A 17,135-nucleotide genomic window follows, 5' to 3' on the forward strand; every position below is an offset into this window, starting at 1 on the left:
TTCGGCTCACGGCGAAGAAAAGTTGATTGCCGCATGCAGCATGAGACGGACGAATTCTACTATGACGCTAGAAACAACGGGCGATCTGAGGAGGATCCGCGACCATGACACCACTGAGAAACAAAGTTCCCTCAAAATTGATTCTGCTAACTTTGGGGTTTGTGTTGCTGGCCGCAACGTCTAACCAACTGGCCGCCGATCCACCACGATTGCAAGTCCATGACAACGACCGTTTCCTGGTGACCGAGGATGGAACGCCGTTCTTCTGGGTCGGGGACACAACGTGGTCGATGGTTCGCCAATCGGTTCGGGAAGCAACGGATGATCAGCCAGAGGTCGAGCTGTATTTCAAGAAACGAAAAGAGCAGGGATTCAACGTGGTTCAGACCAGCCTGTTAACCATTCCCGTTCGCGGAAAGATAGACGCCCCGAACGTCTACGGGCATCTGCCGTTTATCGACGGAGATTTTTCAAGACCACGCGTGATTCCTGGGCCAGCGAACGATTATTGGGACCACGTCGACGATCTGGTCGATTTGGCGGCGAAGTACGACATGTACATGGCGGTGGTCGTTGCGTGGAGTACCAGTCTGGAAACGGATGAGCATCCGCTGGTTGCCGATCCAGACGTCGCGTACGCCTATGGACATTTTTTAGGTGATCGCTATCGAGAGCGAACGCATCTGATCTGGTTGCTCGGCGGCGACGCCTTTGGTCAACCAGAACGTGCAACGTTACTGCCCGCGCGGCGTGAGATGACTCGCACAATTGCCGAAGGGATCGCCGATGGTGTTAACGGAGTTCACAACCAAGATAGCAAGGCCGATTGGTCCAGCACGATGATGACCTACCATCCGCCCGGTGGCGGAGTCTCTTCGTCACGGTATTTCCACGAGGAGCCGTGGTTGGATTTTAACATGATCCAATCCACGACTCGGTTCAGCTTCAGAAACTACGAAACGGTTGCCGCCGATTATGAGCGCGAGCCGCCCAAACCGACCTTTGATGCTGAGGTTGCTTACGAGTACTCGCTTTCACTCAACAAACGCGAGGTTCAAGAACACCCCAACAAAAGAATCAGCCCCTGGGATGTCCGACGCGCAGCCTATTGGAATGTCTTTGCCGGTGGCTGTGGACATACCTATGGCCATCGCAACTTGATCGGCTGGGTCTGCAAGGGCGACGGACCACTCAAGTATGGTGCCAATCAACCTTGGTTTGATTCATTGGATGCTGCTGGTGCCCAGCATTTGAAACATCTCTCGGCGTTGGTCAAGTCGCGTCCAATGCTGCTTCGCATCCCCGACCAATCGTTGATCGTTGCCGGACAAGGCGATGGCAACGATCACATCCAGGCATGTCGAGCGTCCGATGGCAGTTATGCTTTTGTGTATCTACCAACAGGTATTCCCGTGACAATCGACCTTGATAAATTTAGCGGTGAAAAGCTAACCGCACATTGGTACAACCCACGTACGGGTGAGTCTTCCTTGATTGGGACATTCCCAGCCTCGGGTCATCAACGCTTTGAACCAAGCGAGCAGGATCGGGGAAGTGATCAGGGAAGTGATCAGGGAAGTGATTGGGTTCTCATTCTCGATGATGAATGACACCACGGCAACGTTACTCGAATCGAGGTCTCAATGATCTCCTCCACCAACGAACGAAGATTGGATTCGCGACTTTCGTATCGTTCGTTCAGGTTCATTGCGCAACCATTGATCACCGTCGCACTCGCTTCCGTCAGCGTCATGGCTGCGGAACCCATCACGAAATGGACCCCCGTTGTAATGCAATTCGATTCCGAAGAGTCGTATCCGTGGTGGGAGTTTCCGGTCGAGGCGACGCTCCGTCACGAAGGCTCTGGAGCTCAGTTGCAAATCGAGGCGTTCTACGATGGACCCAAGCGGTACACACTGCGTTTCGCACTACCGCTGGCCGGTAAGTGGAGCTACCGCATCAAGTCACGCGATTCCAAACTGAACGGCAACAGCGGTGTCGTCACCGTCGAGGCACCGACGCAACAGCAATCGAGATCCAACCCGAATCTTCGCGGACACGTTCGAGCCAGCGAAAACGGCCGCTACTTTCAATATGCCGATGGAAAGCCGTTCTTCTTTCTTGGCGATACCAACTGGTCGATCAATACGGCACGATGCGGCTTGGGTGCAAACCAAGACGGGCCGTTCTTTGAATACTTGAATGATCGAAAATCGAAAGGTTTTGCAGCGATTTTGGTGGCCTACATGAGAGGATTCGGCGACACCGACGAGCCCGCAGGCCAGCGAAACGAAGGCGGCTATCCGTTCACGGGTGGCCAAGTGGAACAGCTCAACGCCAAATACTTTCAATCGCTCGATACGCGGATGCAGGCGATTTGGGATCGCGGGTTTGTTGTTGCAGTGCATCCCACTTGGTTCGCAAAACGCAATTGTTTTTTCGACCATGAGTCGGCCAAGCGAATCAGTGCCTACCTTGCGGTTCGTTACGGAGCGTACAACGGTTTGTGGAGTCTTTCCGGTGAGTACCAGTACACGATGAAAGACTGCAGTTGGACGGAATCACAGCTGAACGAGTTGGGCGAAGTGGTTCAGCAGCACAATCCCTATCATCATCCCCTTTCCATTCATCCCAGTGGCAATCCCAAGTGGGCGGCGCCTCACGGCGACCTGTCGTCGCGTGCCTTTCACGACGCGGTGTGGCATGACCACAACTGGCTGCAAACAGGCCAGAAGCTTCCCATGCTGTGCAACGTCGCATTGCGTGCGATAGAGAACTACAAACTCTCACCGACCAAGCCCGTCATTCTTTCGGAAGGCTACTACGAACGATACACCGACCCGGAACACGTCTATCACAGCCGATGGCAGGCATGGACCGCTTTCCTGAACGGCTCCGCTGGGTATGGCTATGGCGCATTCGGGGTTTGGCAGTTTTACACGCCCGACGATGCCAAGGGTGAAACGGGTAAGAAAACGGATGGCCACCTATTTTGGAAGGAAGCGATGGCGATGGAAGGGTCGCGACAAATGCGACCGGTCCGGGAACTGCTAAGCAGTTTGCCGTGGTGGCAACTCACACCAAGCCGCAATTTGATTGTCGTGAATGGGAAACGCAATCCGCCGCCTACCCCCGACGACATCACGCCACCTCACTGCGGGAAGATTGCGGACGCAGCGATGGTTGTCTACATACCGCGCGGCAACGCAGACAACGAACTCAGGATCGACAACCTTCCGAGCCAGGACTTCGCGGCCCACTGGTTTGATCCGCGAACTGCGGCCCGTACGATGATCTCCGACTCCAAACAACTCGCCAATGGCGTCATTCCCCCGCGACCAGAATCCGCGGACGAAGATTGGGTGCTTTTACTCCTTAACACAAACAGCGACGAGAACCGGCGATAGCCGTGTACCGAAACTCCGTTTGCGGGTCGTGGCAAGGCAACAAGTCCTTCCACGATGTAGGCCCCGTCACGTCGTCCACTACCAAAATATCCAAATTTCTAACACTCCCTCGGCAAGGACCCTTCTCGTGAACCGAATCCTGTTGCTTTTGCTTGCATGTTTTCCGGTGTTGTTTGGTTCACACGCGGTCGAGGCAGGTGATCGCCCCAATATTGTGTTCATCCTCGCCGATGACCTCGGCTATGGTGACTTGGCCTGTTACGGCCGCGAGGACATTCGCACACCCAACCTCGACGAATTGGCCAAGCAGGGAGTTCGATTTACTAACCACTATGCCAACGGCGCCGAATGCACGCCGACGCGAGCCGCACTGCTCACCGGCCGGTATCAGCAATGGATTGGTGGATTGGAATGTGCGATCGGAACCGGCAACCTCGGCCGATACGACGACGCGATCCGGTTGAGGGAAACGAATGATCTTGGGTTTCCAACCGACGAGCAATCGATTGTGCGATTGTTAAAGGACGCGGGATACGCTACCGCGATCACCGGAAAGTGGCATCTCGGGTATGAACCAAAGTTTGCACCCCACCTGCATGGATTCGACTACACGTTCTATTGCATCGGCGGCGGTATGGACTACTTCCACTACCTCGATAACGTCGCCGGATACAATCTCTTTCAAGACGGCGATCCCATCCGGCGCGAGGGCCATTTCACCGACTTGGCGACGGAGGAAGCGATCGAGTTTGTGAAACGCCAGAGCGATGAAAAACCGTTTTTTCTGTACCTTGCCTACACTTGTCCTCATTCTCCGTTTCAAGGACCCGACGATCTCACCAAAAACCCGTTACCACTGAATTCACCGCTCTGGAATCAGGGAACCGCACCGCCGGACGTTTACATCGCGATGATTGAGCAGATGGACACGCGAATCGGCGACTTGCTAAACACGCTCGACGTCGAGAAGTTGAATGGCGACACGCTTGTGATCTTCGCCAGCGACAACGGAGGCACGCGCAGTGCCCGCAACACGCCTTTGTCCGGCATCAAAGGAAGCACGAACGAAGGTGGCATTCGTGTCCCTGCCATCATGCGCCTGCCGGGAGTCATCCCCGCAGGCGTCGATTCCGATCAGGCATGTATCACATTCGATTTCACCAAGTCGATCGCGCGCATCGCGGGTGTCAAACCAGCCATCGACAAACCACTGGAAGGCATCGACATCGTCCAACATGTGGCTGAAGGGAGGCGCGACATCGATCGAACACTTTACTGGCGCAAACCACGCGGCGACACCGTTTGGAAGGGGGTTCGTGAGGGAACCCTGAAGTTTGTGGCTCAACAGCGCGGAGACAAGGAGTCGGAATTCCTCTTCGATCTCGCGACGGATGTGTCCGAGACGAACGACCTGAAGACCTCACGCCCAACAGACTTCAAACGGCTTAAGGCAAAGTACATCGAATGGGAGGCAACCACGCGAGCAACTCGGCGTGGACGCCCTCAATAAGACAGAGATCACTGGGTTTGTGCTCCGAATCAACCTCGGACGGAGGGATAAGGCACTAGCCGCCGGTTAGAGCCTTGAAATACCGGCGGCTAGCGCCTTGCCGTTCATAAAGTGGCGAAGCAATAGAATGATTCTCGACGAGCCGCCGTTCTTCGAAACCGAGCATCGCAGAATCGCAAACAGCGAAGCCGTGATGAAGGAATTTTTATGATCAGCAAGCTTACGCCCAATTCGGCAGTGACATTGTCGCTGTTGCTGCTTTGTGTCCAGGCAGATCGAGTTGCCGGACAAGTGTCTTTTCCTCAGCCAGCGACCGCCAAGTCGGATGGATGGGAAAGGTGCGTTCCAGAGGATGAATCGGTCGACTCTACAAAACTTCAAGCGGCGATGCAGTACATGGAAGATGCGTTGGACGATCCCAACACAGCGAATCCCGACGAGGATCGACTTCAGTTTGCCTGCGTGATCCGCAATGGCCGAATGATTTGGCCCAACCAGTCGACGCCGGTGCATCAGGGTTCCGACCTCAACACACCCTGTCAAATCTACTCGGTGACCAAGACGACGCCACGAAGGGGTTGATTCCACCGGGAACGGCGGCAGTGACCGCTGTGGATTTAGACGAAACGCCCGCCCCGATTTTAAGCACGCTTCGCGTGCATGCCGACAATCCGCGGTACTTCACGGATGATTCCGGAACTGCCGTCTACCAGCCGGATCCAGGTCCGTTCTCAATCCAGCTGGAAGCCGGTCAGTATCGATATGAATGGTTCGACCCTGCAACGGGGCAGGTGACCGGTTCCGAGAAACTCGATTGGTCAGGCGGGCTGCGTGAGTTCACATCCGACCGTGATGGCGCGATGGTGTTCTATGTGGTATCGGATGAAAACTCGAATAATAGCCGACCATAAGATGCTAGGACAAATCGTTACCGAATCGCAGTGGGGGAGGAGTAGACGGCATCCCAGGGTTCGATCTGTTGAATTTTCTTCGCTGCCAACGCTCGGTAGCAGTCGGGCATGTCGAAGTGCGCCAGGACGTTTGGCAGGAGCGCAGCAAGTGGCCAGTCGTAGTCTTCGTGTTCCGCGATGTCGGCGTACGAGGTGAGCGCGTTCTTGAGCGTGACTTGTGAGATGCGATCGTTCAGCAATGCCGCGAACGTTGCGGGTAGTGCTCCCCAGCCTTTGGCGACGATGTGAATGTCGGTGTAGCCGTAGGATGCGAGCCAATCCAGAACGCGAAGCACGTCCATTGTTTTCTGCCCGACGTAAGGGCGATCGAGCATCAGACTGTGGATCGCGTAAAAGTAATCGCAGCCGTAGGGATCATCGAACGATTGGTTGCCGCACGTATCGGGCTGCGATTCTCCGATGCCGCGCACATCGCACGTGAACAGCCGCGTTTCTGGCTCGGTTTTGATGACATCACGAATGAGTGGCTCATCACGGAGTTCGGCGTCGCTCGATCGGTGCGAGACATACAAAATCGCCCGATTTCCTTCGCGCGGTGGACGAGAATACCAAGGCTCGTTCGTCAACATGTAGACCAGTGCGAAGATGTCCTGTTCCGTTTCAACGGCGTAGCTGATTCCGAATTTTGTGGGGTACTCACGTGATCGCCAATCTCGCAAGATCCGGTAGTCAGGAGTGTCCGTCTTTGGAGTCCGCAACTTCAAGATCTGACGGATGCGATGGGTAAGTTGTTCGCCCTCGACGGCACCGCGATTTTTACCGAGAGCTCTTGACTGATCGGCGGTGAATTGGAAGACCGTTTTTGCATCGAGTCCCGCAATCTGTCCCTTTGGCGTACACCACAGCGTTTCGTCTGTCTCGATGGTAATGTCCGGTTCCGTTTTCGCAGCGGAAACTCGCGTCACGCCGTTGAACCAACCGTACATTGCCTCGCGGTTTTCCTGCGAGTAACCGTGAGTGGATGGTCCGGTGAACATGCTCACTCGTTTCTGCTTGCCAAGCAGACTATACAGCCCTTTCAGGCGGTTGTAGGCTTCCTCGGCGCCGCGTGCATCGAAGAAGTCGCGTTCCTTCGATAGGATAAGCACGGGCTTGGGTGCCATCGCCGCCAGAAAATCGGCGTGATCCAAACCGAGTGCCAACGCTCTTGGCGGACACTGTTCTGTGTCCGCAGGGAGTTCGTTTTCCATGTTGCGTCGAAATGTCGTCACGAAACAGCTCGGAGCGGCCATCGTCCAACGTGATTCCACGCCGGCCAGCCACGTCGTCATGGTTCCGCCACCAGAATTCCCGGTGACACCGATCTGCTCTGGATCTACCTCTTTTCGCGTCAGCAGATAATCGAGTGCGCGGATGCCATCCCATGCTCGCCATGCTCCCAAAAACTCACCGACGAGAAACTGCTGGTTTCCGCAATACAGGTGCTCGTGGACCGTGCCCTTGCGTCGCGGTGTCAAATCGTCGTCAACGTACTGAGATCGCTCGCCCTGACCGATCGGATCGTAGATCAGGCAGACGTACCCCAGCTTCGCAAGCCCCTGAGCGAACGACTGGTACGGTTCGGCGGCTTTGCCGTTGCTAGAATGCCCGCACGTGCCGATCACACCTGGCATCGGTAGCTCACGTCCCTTCGGAACGTAAACATTCGCCGTTACCGGAAAGTCAGGACGACTTTCGAAAATCAGTTTCTCAATTTTGTAGGCGTCTCGCTCGACAACGCCGGTGATTCGTGGATTGAGCGGCGTCCGTTCCGGTTCCGGCCCGAAGCATTCGCGAATCTTCGCTCGCAGGGTTTCAACATGCTTTTGGGCCGCGTCCTCTGTGTTGACTTGTTCCCACACTCGCAGGTTTCGCCGCTCCGCCTGTCGAACCTGTTCGACAAAAAACTCATGCACCATCCGCGGGAAGCGATTCAGCGGCGGAACACTTTCTGCGCCAATTGCGTCTTTGGACAACCAATCGAGCAACGGAACCATCATTGGAAACGTCGCGGCGCTTAGCAGCCGACGTCGGGACACTCCGACGGTAACGAGTGACGAATTGCAGCTTCGATGGTCAGTACGGTTGTTGTCGCTCATCGGCGGCCTTTCATTCCATTTTCGACTATCTACTTCGGCGCCCAGTAAGAACCTATCTGAAAAGGGGTCTGACCCTTTGTCGACCGACGTTTCGATTGCTCAAAAACTCGTTGTTTTCCAATGGAATCGCTACCGATACGCTCAGACCAAGAGAGGGTCAGGCCCCTTTTCGGATAGGTTCTAAATACAGTTCAACGATTGTATCACACCACGCATGCAAACGGGTCTGCAAGGGGCGGCTACGGGCCAAGCCGAACGTACTTCGAACTCGATTTGCCGCTCGCCAACTCCGTCACCTTTACGGTCCACAGTCCCAAGTGATCATTGGCCGCAAATTCGATTGGCACGCTCAATTCGCCTCCCGCGGCGCCGTAGTAGCCACTGAACTCCGCCTCCATCCCTTCCGGATCCGATATCTGAACTTGCACCGGGATCACTGCGTCCATCGGCGTTTCGCCATCGGTAATCGAAATCCTTGCATCCATTCGTTCGCCCAAGTGCGCCGACTCTTCAAGCGAGATATCGACTCGACGGATGGGTTTCTCGGTGACCATCCATACCCGGCCTTCGCAAGGGCCAAGCGAGACGCCGCCTGTTAGACGCTCGCCCGATTTTTCCCAAAACACTTCCCGCTGGTCACAAAGATCGTAGACATGACCACTGGATTTCAACAACGACACCTTCGTGTCCGATGGAAGACCGTCCTCCATCACCAAACCAAAACCGCCAACGTAAGTACCTGGTTCTCGATGATCGTTTACAGCGAAAACGTAGTCGGTCGATTGGTAACGTCGACATCGCGTGACAACATCGGGATTCGTTGAATCGACTTGGCGAACATATCGCGAATCTAACCATTTGCGTAGCTTCGCCGCAGCATCCTGCACTCTATCTCGATCCGCTTTCGCTTGTTTTTTTCGCTCAAATCGTGGCACCATCCAATCGAGACGAATCGCCGGACATACCTGTTTGTCGCCCACAATCAAACCACCACGTTGCTGAAACGCGTGAATCTTTTCCACGACCGACTCTGTTAAGACGTCGCAATCGGCGAGCACCAATACCTTTGCGGTGTCCAGTCCTCCTGCTAGCAACGACTCCTCATACATCACTCGGGGTTGTAATTGGGCATACATCAGAACGTGATACAGATCGCCTGCCCAGCCATTGTTCCATCCATAGGTGCCACGACGAGCGAACATTTGCGACGTAAAGCTTTCCAAAAACACGACGTCGGTATTGACGTCGGGGATTTGAGTCAACGTCGGCCCAAGCGGCTCGACGACGCTCTCGATCAACCGTTTCAACTCATGCTGGGTTGCGGGATTCGTGTAGCGATACGACGAACCCGAGTCCACATCCAGCAGCGATTGCCAGCCGTGATACATGATCCCTTTAATCGGCCGCGATAACTTCCACCACAAAGCTTCACGCAAATGCATCGGAGCGATCGTGATATAGGCGGCTGCTGGATCTTGATCCACCCACGGTGACGACGTCCCACGCGGCGATACGTCGGGAGGTGCCGTTTGCGATCGATACCAGATCAATTGGGTCATCTTCATCACGTCTTGTGATCTGCCCCCCACTCGGGACATTTCCAGTAGTTCATCTGTGCAAAGTCCGATGCGAACTGGATCGGGGTACGAATACGTCCAATGCGACAACACGTCCACATCCCCACCACTGCCGCTAACGCTGGGCACTCGAATGGCTGGATCATGAAACGTCCAAAAACCATCGCGTTCGATGTTCTGTTTCAGACCATCATTCAGCTTCGAATTGGCGCGATTCCACCCGTCACCCTCTCGCCAAAACCATTTCAAGTACATCAAAATTGGATCCTCGTCATCGATCACACGATCTTCCGGGAAATCAGAAATCTTCTTGTAATCGACTCCGTTCTTGCTTGTTACCTCGCTCGGTATCGACTTCCCGGTTGCCGACAAATAGGCGGCGACTTCTTCTTTGCGAAACGAAACCTGCGACTCGCTGCGGACTTCCGTATGCAATAGCGCCGCCTCAAAGGCGGGGTGATCGCCGTACGCACGGCCAATTGCGGCACCGGTATCAAAACAAAACTTCTGCACCGGCTCTAACAACGCGCTGACGTCTTCTCGATCGTACGGTTTGCCATTTCTGTCCATTCGCAGTAGTGTTTCCCCGGCCGGCGATGTTCGCAACCAGCGTGCGGGGGCCAGCGTTGCGATCACACCGATTTCGTTCTCCAGTGCCACGTCCAGCATTTCGCGATCCGCCTGGATCTGCGCAGCAGTGCCTGGGAGCGCGTCAGATCCTTCATTCCAAATCTTCTGGTAATCCGCTCGCAATCCTAAACAATGTGTAAACCCAATATTTTTCAAGGCAGGTATCGATTGGACGACGTTGTCGGTTCCGTTGACTCCCCACATGACGACAGGCATCCGATCGGGTAGCGGTCGCCGCACGATCGTCAACGGAAAAATCGTCGTCGTTCGATATTCGGTATTCCCTCCATCCTGTTTCTTCCCAACCATGGTAACCGCCACTTCGTAACGCCCTGGTCGAAGCGAGCAATCCACGGGAACTTCGATAGGGTGCTTTTGTCCCGAAGCAATCACGGGCAGCTTAATCGTTTCGACTTTGCCATTGGGAAACTGGATTTCAACCGAGGAGTCTGTCAGATCCGCAGGCATGAAGTTTTCGATATGGCCGCTGAAATGAGCGTCAGAATCCATGCGAAGAAATACCAGCCGCGCGCTGTCGGTCTGAAACGCAAAAGGACGAAATTCGACTGTCCCACTGGTGATTCGGACTTCATCGATCAATCCTGGGAAACCGCTGTAAAGGGATCCGATGCGATCGCCAATCGACAGCGGACGCTGCGAAACCGCCATGGATCCGGCACCTGGTTTGACAACTTGCCCGACTTGGGAACCATCGACGAAAAAGGAAACGACGCCGCGAGCGTCGTAGTGAAAAGCGATGTGTTGCCAACGATCTGCCGCAAAGAGTAGAGGTGGCGAGTACCAAGTTTCGGATCGCTCTCCCAAGCCGATCTCTACGGACATCCGGCGCCCATCGTCCTTGGCGTTGGTCAGCCCGAACTTCATTCCAGTAGGGTTGCCGGGGATGTACTTCGAGTCGAGCAGTACCGGCCGCAGCTTGGCAAGAAACTCATCTTCGGACTTTGGCTTGACCCACATCTCAACGCTAAACGGCACCGTTGGTGAAAGCACAGGCGATGATTGCACATGGATGCCGTGACTTTCGTCAACGATGGGGTATCCCGCATGACTTTCAAGGCAACCTCCGAATCGACCGTTCGCGTTGAATTCCCCACCCCGAAGGACCGCGGAATGCTGGTGCGACGATGAATCCTTTGCGAAACTTTGCTGGTCACCATCAAACTTCCAAAGCCCCAGCACAGAGTCCGCCGTCGCGTCGTCGCCGTCATAGCCGCGATACCATTGGCTTTGCACCGGCGCTGTCGCGGAAATGGTCAACGTGAAATAGAACAACGACAAGCAAGCGGCTTGCGATCGACGAATCCAAGGGAAGGGAGTGATTTGTTTTTGAAAGAGGCGAAACATAACCTTGGATTTTTCGTGCTTGAGGGGAGAGACAACACCTTGGTAGGTACGACAACAGCACCGCCATTCTACGACAAGAGTTTTTACCATGCAGGGATGGCTCCGTTAGGAAAGTACACGAGAGAGAAACAAACGGTACTCAATAGACGGGGCCATCTGGGTGTTTCCACGGTCGTCCCTTTCCAACCCGACCTGGTGGATTTTTCAAGGCATGCTCCCTCGTCCACAACGGGTTCCGGTGTGTTTCGAAGGTGACAACGTATAGAATGATTCGCTTCTCGCTTTGCGGTAATGCGAAAACCTAGCTGGACAGCGCCGCTCAGTCCGATATTGATTCGGAAAATTGCGGTAAATCGCCCACGAAGTGACGCTGTCCAGCTAGCCTTCAATTAAAGGTGGAATCCCATGCGACTAGCACTAGCCATGATTGTTTTTTTGCTCACACAGGTTGAGGTGTTGAGTCAGCATCTCGACTTACTGCCGCTCGATCACTCTAGGCCTCTCACCAAGATTGCGCTCGGTTCGTGTGCGCGTGAAGGTCAGTCTCAACCCATTTGGGAGGCTGTTGCCGATTCGCGGCCTGATCTGTTCGTCTTTCTCGGTGACAATATCTACGCCGACACGACGGACATGAAGGTGATGAAAAGGAAGTATGGATTATTAGCGGCTGACCAAGGATTTCAGCGCGTGACACGGACTTGCCCCATACTGGCGACTTGGGATGACCACGACTATGGTGCCGACGATTCCGGCGAGGAGTATCCCAAAAAGATTGAATCGCAACAGGTCTTCCTCGACTTCTTTGGCGAACCAGCGAATTCGAATCGACGCCGCACGCCTGGAATTTACGACGCAAAGATCGTCGGGCCACCTGGAAAGCGAGTGCAAGTCATTCTGCTCGATACACGATACTTTCGTGGCCCATTGAAGCTCAAGCCAAGAGAACCCGGCGAGAAACGCGGTGACCGGTATCTGCCGAACCCAGACGCTGCAGTCACGATGCTGGGTGACGCCCAATGGACGTGGCTAGAAGAACAGCTCCGCAAACCCGCTGGAGTGCGAATCATTGCATCGAGCATCCAAGTGATCAATGAAGATCACGACTCAGAGCACTGGTCGCAATTGCCGCACGAGCGCGAACGATTGTTCAAACTGATCCGCGATACCGAGGCGGCTGGTGTTGTCTTCATCAGCGGCGACGTCCATCGGGGGGAATTATCAACGATGGACGGCGGCGTGGGCTACCCGCTGTTCGATCTGACCTCAAGTGGCTTGAATCGAGGCTTTCCATCATGGCGATTTGAACGACCAAACCGACATCGCATGGGAACGCTGGAATGGGGAAACAACTTTGGCATGATCGTCTTGGAGTGGGATCAACCCGAAGCTCGAATCAGGCTGCAGATTCGAGATGAGGCTGGTGATATCATGATCCAACGCAAAATCGAGATCGCCACCTTGCAGCCAGGGATCCTTCCTTAATCATGACGACCCCGCAACCGTGCTCACCGCGTTTGGTGCTATTTTGCTTACACGATTTCGCTACAATGGTTGGGAAAATTTCCAAAGACCTTGGCAAAGTCTGAACCTCGCGATCACTATCACGCGGGTAGTGAAAATCGGGCAATTTGGCACATGTCGATTTCATCAAACGACGAGATTCGTTCAAAAGCATGGATTCTGTAACTGGTTGCAAACCAATTCGAGTCGGCGTACTGCTAGATGACCTGAAGATCAGTAACTGGCAAGTGCAGGTTCTTCGCAGTGTTTTGGAATGCCGGCACGCATCGCTTGTCGTCATTGTTCTGAATGGTTCCACCTCCTCGGCTCCCGCCGATGCTGTGGGGATCAAAGGCCGACTTGCGAATTATCTCAAGTTCCTTTGTCAAATCCCATTTAACCAAGACCATCTTTTTGAGCAGTATGCTCATGAAGATCGTCAGTATTTCGGCAATGCCCCCGATGCTTTCGAATTGATCGATGTCTCCGAGTTGGTTGCTGACATACCCACTTTGAGCGTTTTCCCATCGCAAAAACGGTATGTGGACCGAATTGACCAGAAAGACGTAGACTGCCTCATGGCCCATTCCCCGGATGTCCTCCTACGGTTTGGGTTCCGAATTCTCAAGGGGCCTATTTTGGAGGCTCCCGAGTATGGGGTCTGGTCTTATCACCATGGCGACACCCAATATCGCGGAGGTCCCGCCTGCTTTTGGGAAATGGTGGACGACCGTCCGGTTACCGGCGCCATTCTACAAGTTTTGAATGACAAGCTTGACGCTGGGCTTGTGCTGTATCGAAGTTTTTCGTCAACCAAGAACCACTCGCTTTTCGAGAATCGCAATCAGCTCTATTGGAAAACGGCATCGTTCGTTCAGCGTGTACTCAACGACGTGGCGCATCGTGGATGGGATCTGGTCAAGGAGGAAGCCGAGAGTCGAAGACGCGAGGCCAGCATTGGCGAGATTCGACGAACCCCATCCGGGAAGGAGGTTTACGAATACCTAAAGTTGAGAAAGAAGCGAATCTGCCAATTCCCGAAGCAATATGTTGAGCAGTGGAGTATCCTCTTAGGGCAGCATTCCCTAGCTGGGCAGAGCGACTTTATGGGCGGCGAGATGCTCAGCCCGAGCTTGATGCGGCAAGAGATTGCGGCAAGTCCCCCACAAGGTGATGCTGTTCCGCTAGATTCCGGCAAACACATGGTAAGGCCGGAGTCTTTGACGGCGATTCCCAACCCCGATGGTCATTTTTGGGCTGATCCATTTCTCTTCGAAAGAAACGGGAAGACTTGGTTATTTTTTGAGGACTATGACTATGCGGAGAGGCGAGGAGCGATCGGTTGTGTGGAGGTCCATGCTGGACGTACGTTAGGGCCATCTTTTACCGCTCTTGAAAGGCCGTACCACCTGTCCGGTCCGTTCATCTTGCAATGGAAGAATGATCTCTTCATGATTCCGGAAACTGCCGCCAAATTGTGCGTCGAAGCCTATCGTTGCGTTTCGTTTCCGGATAAGTGGGAGTATCACGGCACTCTACTGGAGGAGATCTCGGCAGTGGATCCGAAAATACATGTAGACGACGGTCGGCTGTGGCTGTTTGTGAATGTTGCCGAGCGCGGTGCTTCTACGTGGGATGAACTGTGTCTTTTCTATGCCGATGACCTGATGGGTCCATGGGTGCCACATGTGGGAAACCCCGTGGTTTCTGATGCGAGGTACGCTCGTCCGGCAGGAGCATTATTCATGATCGGTGACTGCCTCATCCGGCCATCGCAGGATTGTTCCGGTAGTTACGGACGTGCTCTGAACTTCTTTGAAGTCACGCAGTTGAATAGGGACAAGTATCAGGAGCGATTGGTGGATCGGCTAGAACCGGAGGTGTTAGCAGTCGACGGTGTTCACTCCTATGCTGCGGCTGTAGACCATGTGGCTGTTGATCGAAAGCAGATCGTACCGTCAGATTCGCCGTGGGCTTACAAGCGGATGATGACCTATCCCTTTCCTCCCTTGCTGTGGAGGACCAAACACCTTTTCCATCCGCTAAGCAAGGTGGAAAAAATCGTCGTTCGGATAGCAAAGGTATTCCGAAGTATTCTGCGTTCCTTGAGTTGAAATGATCAGACGCGTTAAGGCTACATCGACTGCGTGCGAAAGCAGCCTGAATCGCGGATTTCCATCATGGCGATTTGAGCATCCGATGCGACGTTGCAGCCCGGCGTCATTGCTCTAGCGGCAGGAATGCCGCGATCATGTTACATTAACTCAGAGCGTCGAGCACATCGATGATATTCCTTACGGCGTGAGGAATGATAATCAACAACCAGCCCGATCCATTCCTTTGTGGATGCGAGCAGAATATGGAAAGAGAGCCGAATGATGAATAACCGACGAGAGTTCCTACTGGCAGCATCAAGCTTCGTGGCCGCACCATTAGTAGCCCATGCCGCAACGCCACAGCAATCGAAGCAACCGTTTTGCGTGTTCACCAAGCCATTCAACTCACTGTCGTTTGACGAATTGGCGGAACGCATCGCTGAGTTAGGGTTCGACGGCATCGAGGCACCGATCCGTCGCGGGGGACATGTTGATCCCGTCAAGGTCGAAGACGAATTGCCGAAACTGGTTGAGGCTCTTCGTCAACGCGATCTCGAGATTACCGTCATGACGTCCGATCTGAATGATCCCAATGATCCCGTTACGACGCGAGTCTTACGGACTGCGGCGTCGCTTGGAATCAAGCGTTACCGAATGCAGTATTTTAAGTACAACTTGAACACCAGCGTGCTCGACCAAATCGCGGAGTGGAAGCCACAATTGCGAGACTTGGCGGCAATCAACCATGATCTTGGAATTCAGGGCCTGTATCAAAACCATGCCGGTACCAACTACATGGGCGCGCCTTTGTGGGATCTCCGACTCGCGTTGGAAGGAATCTCGGCGGATGACATCGGCGTTGCCTATGATATTCGGCATGCGACGGCCGAAGGGGGAGCGAGCTGGCCGGCTACGTTCAACATGATCCGACCGTTGATCAAGACCGTTTACGTCAAAGACTTTGCATGGGGAGACAACGGTACGATCAACACGCCGCTTGGCGAAGGACGCGTTGATGCCAAGTTCTTTAAAATGTTGCGAGACAGTGGATTCAACGGGCCGATCTCTTTGCACGAAGAGTATCTCGATCACCGAGTCCCTGAACTCGTCCCAGAGCATCTAGCGGCAATCAAGAAAGATTTTGAAACGCTCAAGCAATGGATGTAAGCGATCCTGGTCTCGCGCGTCCAAACGCAAGGTCATGTCGTCAATCGAAAATTCCGTCACGCCTTCGTCCCAGCGAGACTTGGCCAGAGGGCTTTCATAGGTCGCGTATCGGTTCAGTGCAAAAGGCACGGAATTGACCGTTGCCTTGACGTGACCTCTTGCGATTGTGTTAACCAACATTGAGTTGAAATGGGAAGCGTATGCCACGTTGTATTTGATTGCTTGATCCTCTATCCATTCGCAACGAAAACTGTTTTTAAAGCATTTTGAAGAATGATGTGGGATGTAGGGCCGGTTCCTACCGGCCGATTCGAATTCGTCCGGTGGGAACCGAACCTACATGATCTGGGGCACCACGAAAGGCTCGCGACCGGTGCGCCGCGAAAGCTGGTTCGCCTCCTCCGCGAACGGGCCGACAAACTCCTCGCGGTCTACATCCAGATTCAACGATGGACCAAGCGTCATTGGCGTGCTGCGGAGATCAATGCCGTTCTCATCGAGGTAGGCTTGGCAGCGCTCGAAGGCATCTGTCAATTCCTTGTTGGCTCCATTCAAAGCGACCCAAAGCCGACCGATCCGACGTTCACGACGCGACTCAACCTTGTACCACAGCAATTGTAGCGTGTGGTGATCGCCGATAGTTAGCATCGCGGGATCAATAACTAACGCGTGGACGAGGCCACGAGTCCTGCAACACGGGACTCGTGGCCTCGTCCACTTCTATGAAATGTTTGCTGCTGTCAAGTGACTGTTGTGTTGGGGTGGTTGTTGATTGAGTTTGCGTTTAAACGATCCGGTTCCCCATTCTTCTATCCGAGCTCTGATGGCCCAAGT

Annotated in this window: 11 protein-coding genes; 8 read left to right on the top strand and 3 right to left on the bottom strand. The window is 54.1% G+C overall.

Features of this window, described 5'->3' with window-relative positions:
* Positions 1 to 104 precede the first annotated feature (104 nt).
* From Poly41_RS28550 to Poly41_RS28570, 5 genes are all read left to right on the top strand, one after another.
* Positions 105 to 1,610, top strand: a complete 1,506-nt coding sequence (locus Poly41_RS28550) for a glycoside hydrolase family 140 protein (protein ID WP_146530775.1) — start codon at positions 105 to 107, stop codon at positions 1,608 to 1,610.
* A gap of 33 nt (positions 1,611 to 1,643) precedes the next feature.
* Positions 1,644 to 3,407: an apiosidase-like domain-containing protein gene (locus Poly41_RS28555; protein WP_146530776.1), complete on the top strand. Its 1,764-nt coding sequence runs from the start codon at positions 1,644 to 1,646 to the stop codon at positions 3,405 to 3,407.
* Between the two features lie 127 nt (positions 3,408 to 3,534).
* Positions 3,535 to 4,917, top strand: coding sequence for a sulfatase-like hydrolase/transferase (locus Poly41_RS28560; RefSeq protein ID WP_231616020.1), 1,383 nt, complete (start codon positions 3,535 to 3,537; stop codon positions 4,915 to 4,917).
* Between the two features lie 207 nt (positions 4,918 to 5,124).
* Complete coding sequence (locus Poly41_RS28565) at positions 5,125 to 5,499, top strand: hypothetical protein (protein ID WP_146530778.1); 375 nt, start codon at positions 5,125 to 5,127, stop codon at positions 5,497 to 5,499.
* Positions 5,500 to 5,519: 20 nt separating this feature from the next.
* Entirely contained in the window at positions 5,520 to 5,828 is a 309-nt protein-coding gene (locus Poly41_RS28570) for a hypothetical protein (RefSeq protein ID WP_146530779.1), read from the top strand.
* Between the two features lie 17 nt (positions 5,829 to 5,845).
* Here the strand turns inward: Poly41_RS28570 and Poly41_RS28575 are convergent, their stop codons facing one another.
* Together Poly41_RS28575 and Poly41_RS28580 are read right to left on the bottom strand one after the other, a co-directional pair.
* On the bottom strand, positions 5,846 to 7,966 hold the full coding sequence (locus tag Poly41_RS28575; protein WP_197231753.1) for an alpha/beta hydrolase family protein: 2,121 nt from the start codon (positions 7,964 to 7,966) through the stop codon (positions 5,846 to 5,848).
* A 239-nt stretch (positions 7,967 to 8,205) separates the two neighbouring features.
* Positions 8,206 to 11,538, bottom strand: coding sequence for a LamG domain-containing protein (locus Poly41_RS28580; protein WP_197231755.1), 3,333 nt, complete (start codon positions 11,536 to 11,538; stop codon positions 8,206 to 8,208).
* A 405-nt stretch (positions 11,539 to 11,943) separates the two neighbouring features.
* Here Poly41_RS28580 and Poly41_RS28585 point away from each other — a divergent pair, with 405 nt between their 5' ends.
* The 3 genes from Poly41_RS28585 (at position 11,944) to Poly41_RS28595 (ending at position 16,301) form a co-directional block, all read left to right on the top strand.
* Positions 11,944 to 13,020, top strand: coding sequence for an alkaline phosphatase D family protein (locus tag Poly41_RS28585; protein WP_146530781.1), 1,077 nt, complete (start codon positions 11,944 to 11,946; stop codon positions 13,018 to 13,020).
* Between the two features lie 191 nt (positions 13,021 to 13,211).
* The gene (locus Poly41_RS28590) at positions 13,212 to 15,152 is read left to right on the top strand and encodes a glucosamine inositolphosphorylceramide transferase family protein (protein WP_146530782.1); all 1,941 of its coding nucleotides are present in this window, start codon (positions 13,212 to 13,214) and stop codon (positions 15,150 to 15,152) included.
* 261 nt (positions 15,153 to 15,413) lie between these two features.
* Complete coding sequence (locus Poly41_RS28595) at positions 15,414 to 16,301, top strand: sugar phosphate isomerase/epimerase family protein (protein WP_146530783.1); 888 nt, start codon at positions 15,414 to 15,416, stop codon at positions 16,299 to 16,301.
* A 336-nt stretch (positions 16,302 to 16,637) separates the two neighbouring features.
* Here Poly41_RS28595 and Poly41_RS28600 read toward each other — a convergent pair whose 3' ends face one another.
* Positions 16,638 to 16,949, bottom strand: a complete 312-nt coding sequence (locus tag Poly41_RS28600; protein ID WP_146530784.1) for a hypothetical protein — start codon at positions 16,947 to 16,949, stop codon at positions 16,638 to 16,640.
* Between the last annotated feature and the right edge of the window lie 186 nt (positions 16,950 to 17,135).

The organism is Novipirellula artificiosorum, from assembly GCF_007860135.1.
GTDB lineage: Bacteria > Planctomycetota > Planctomycetia > Pirellulales > Pirellulaceae > Novipirellula_A > Novipirellula_A artificiosorum.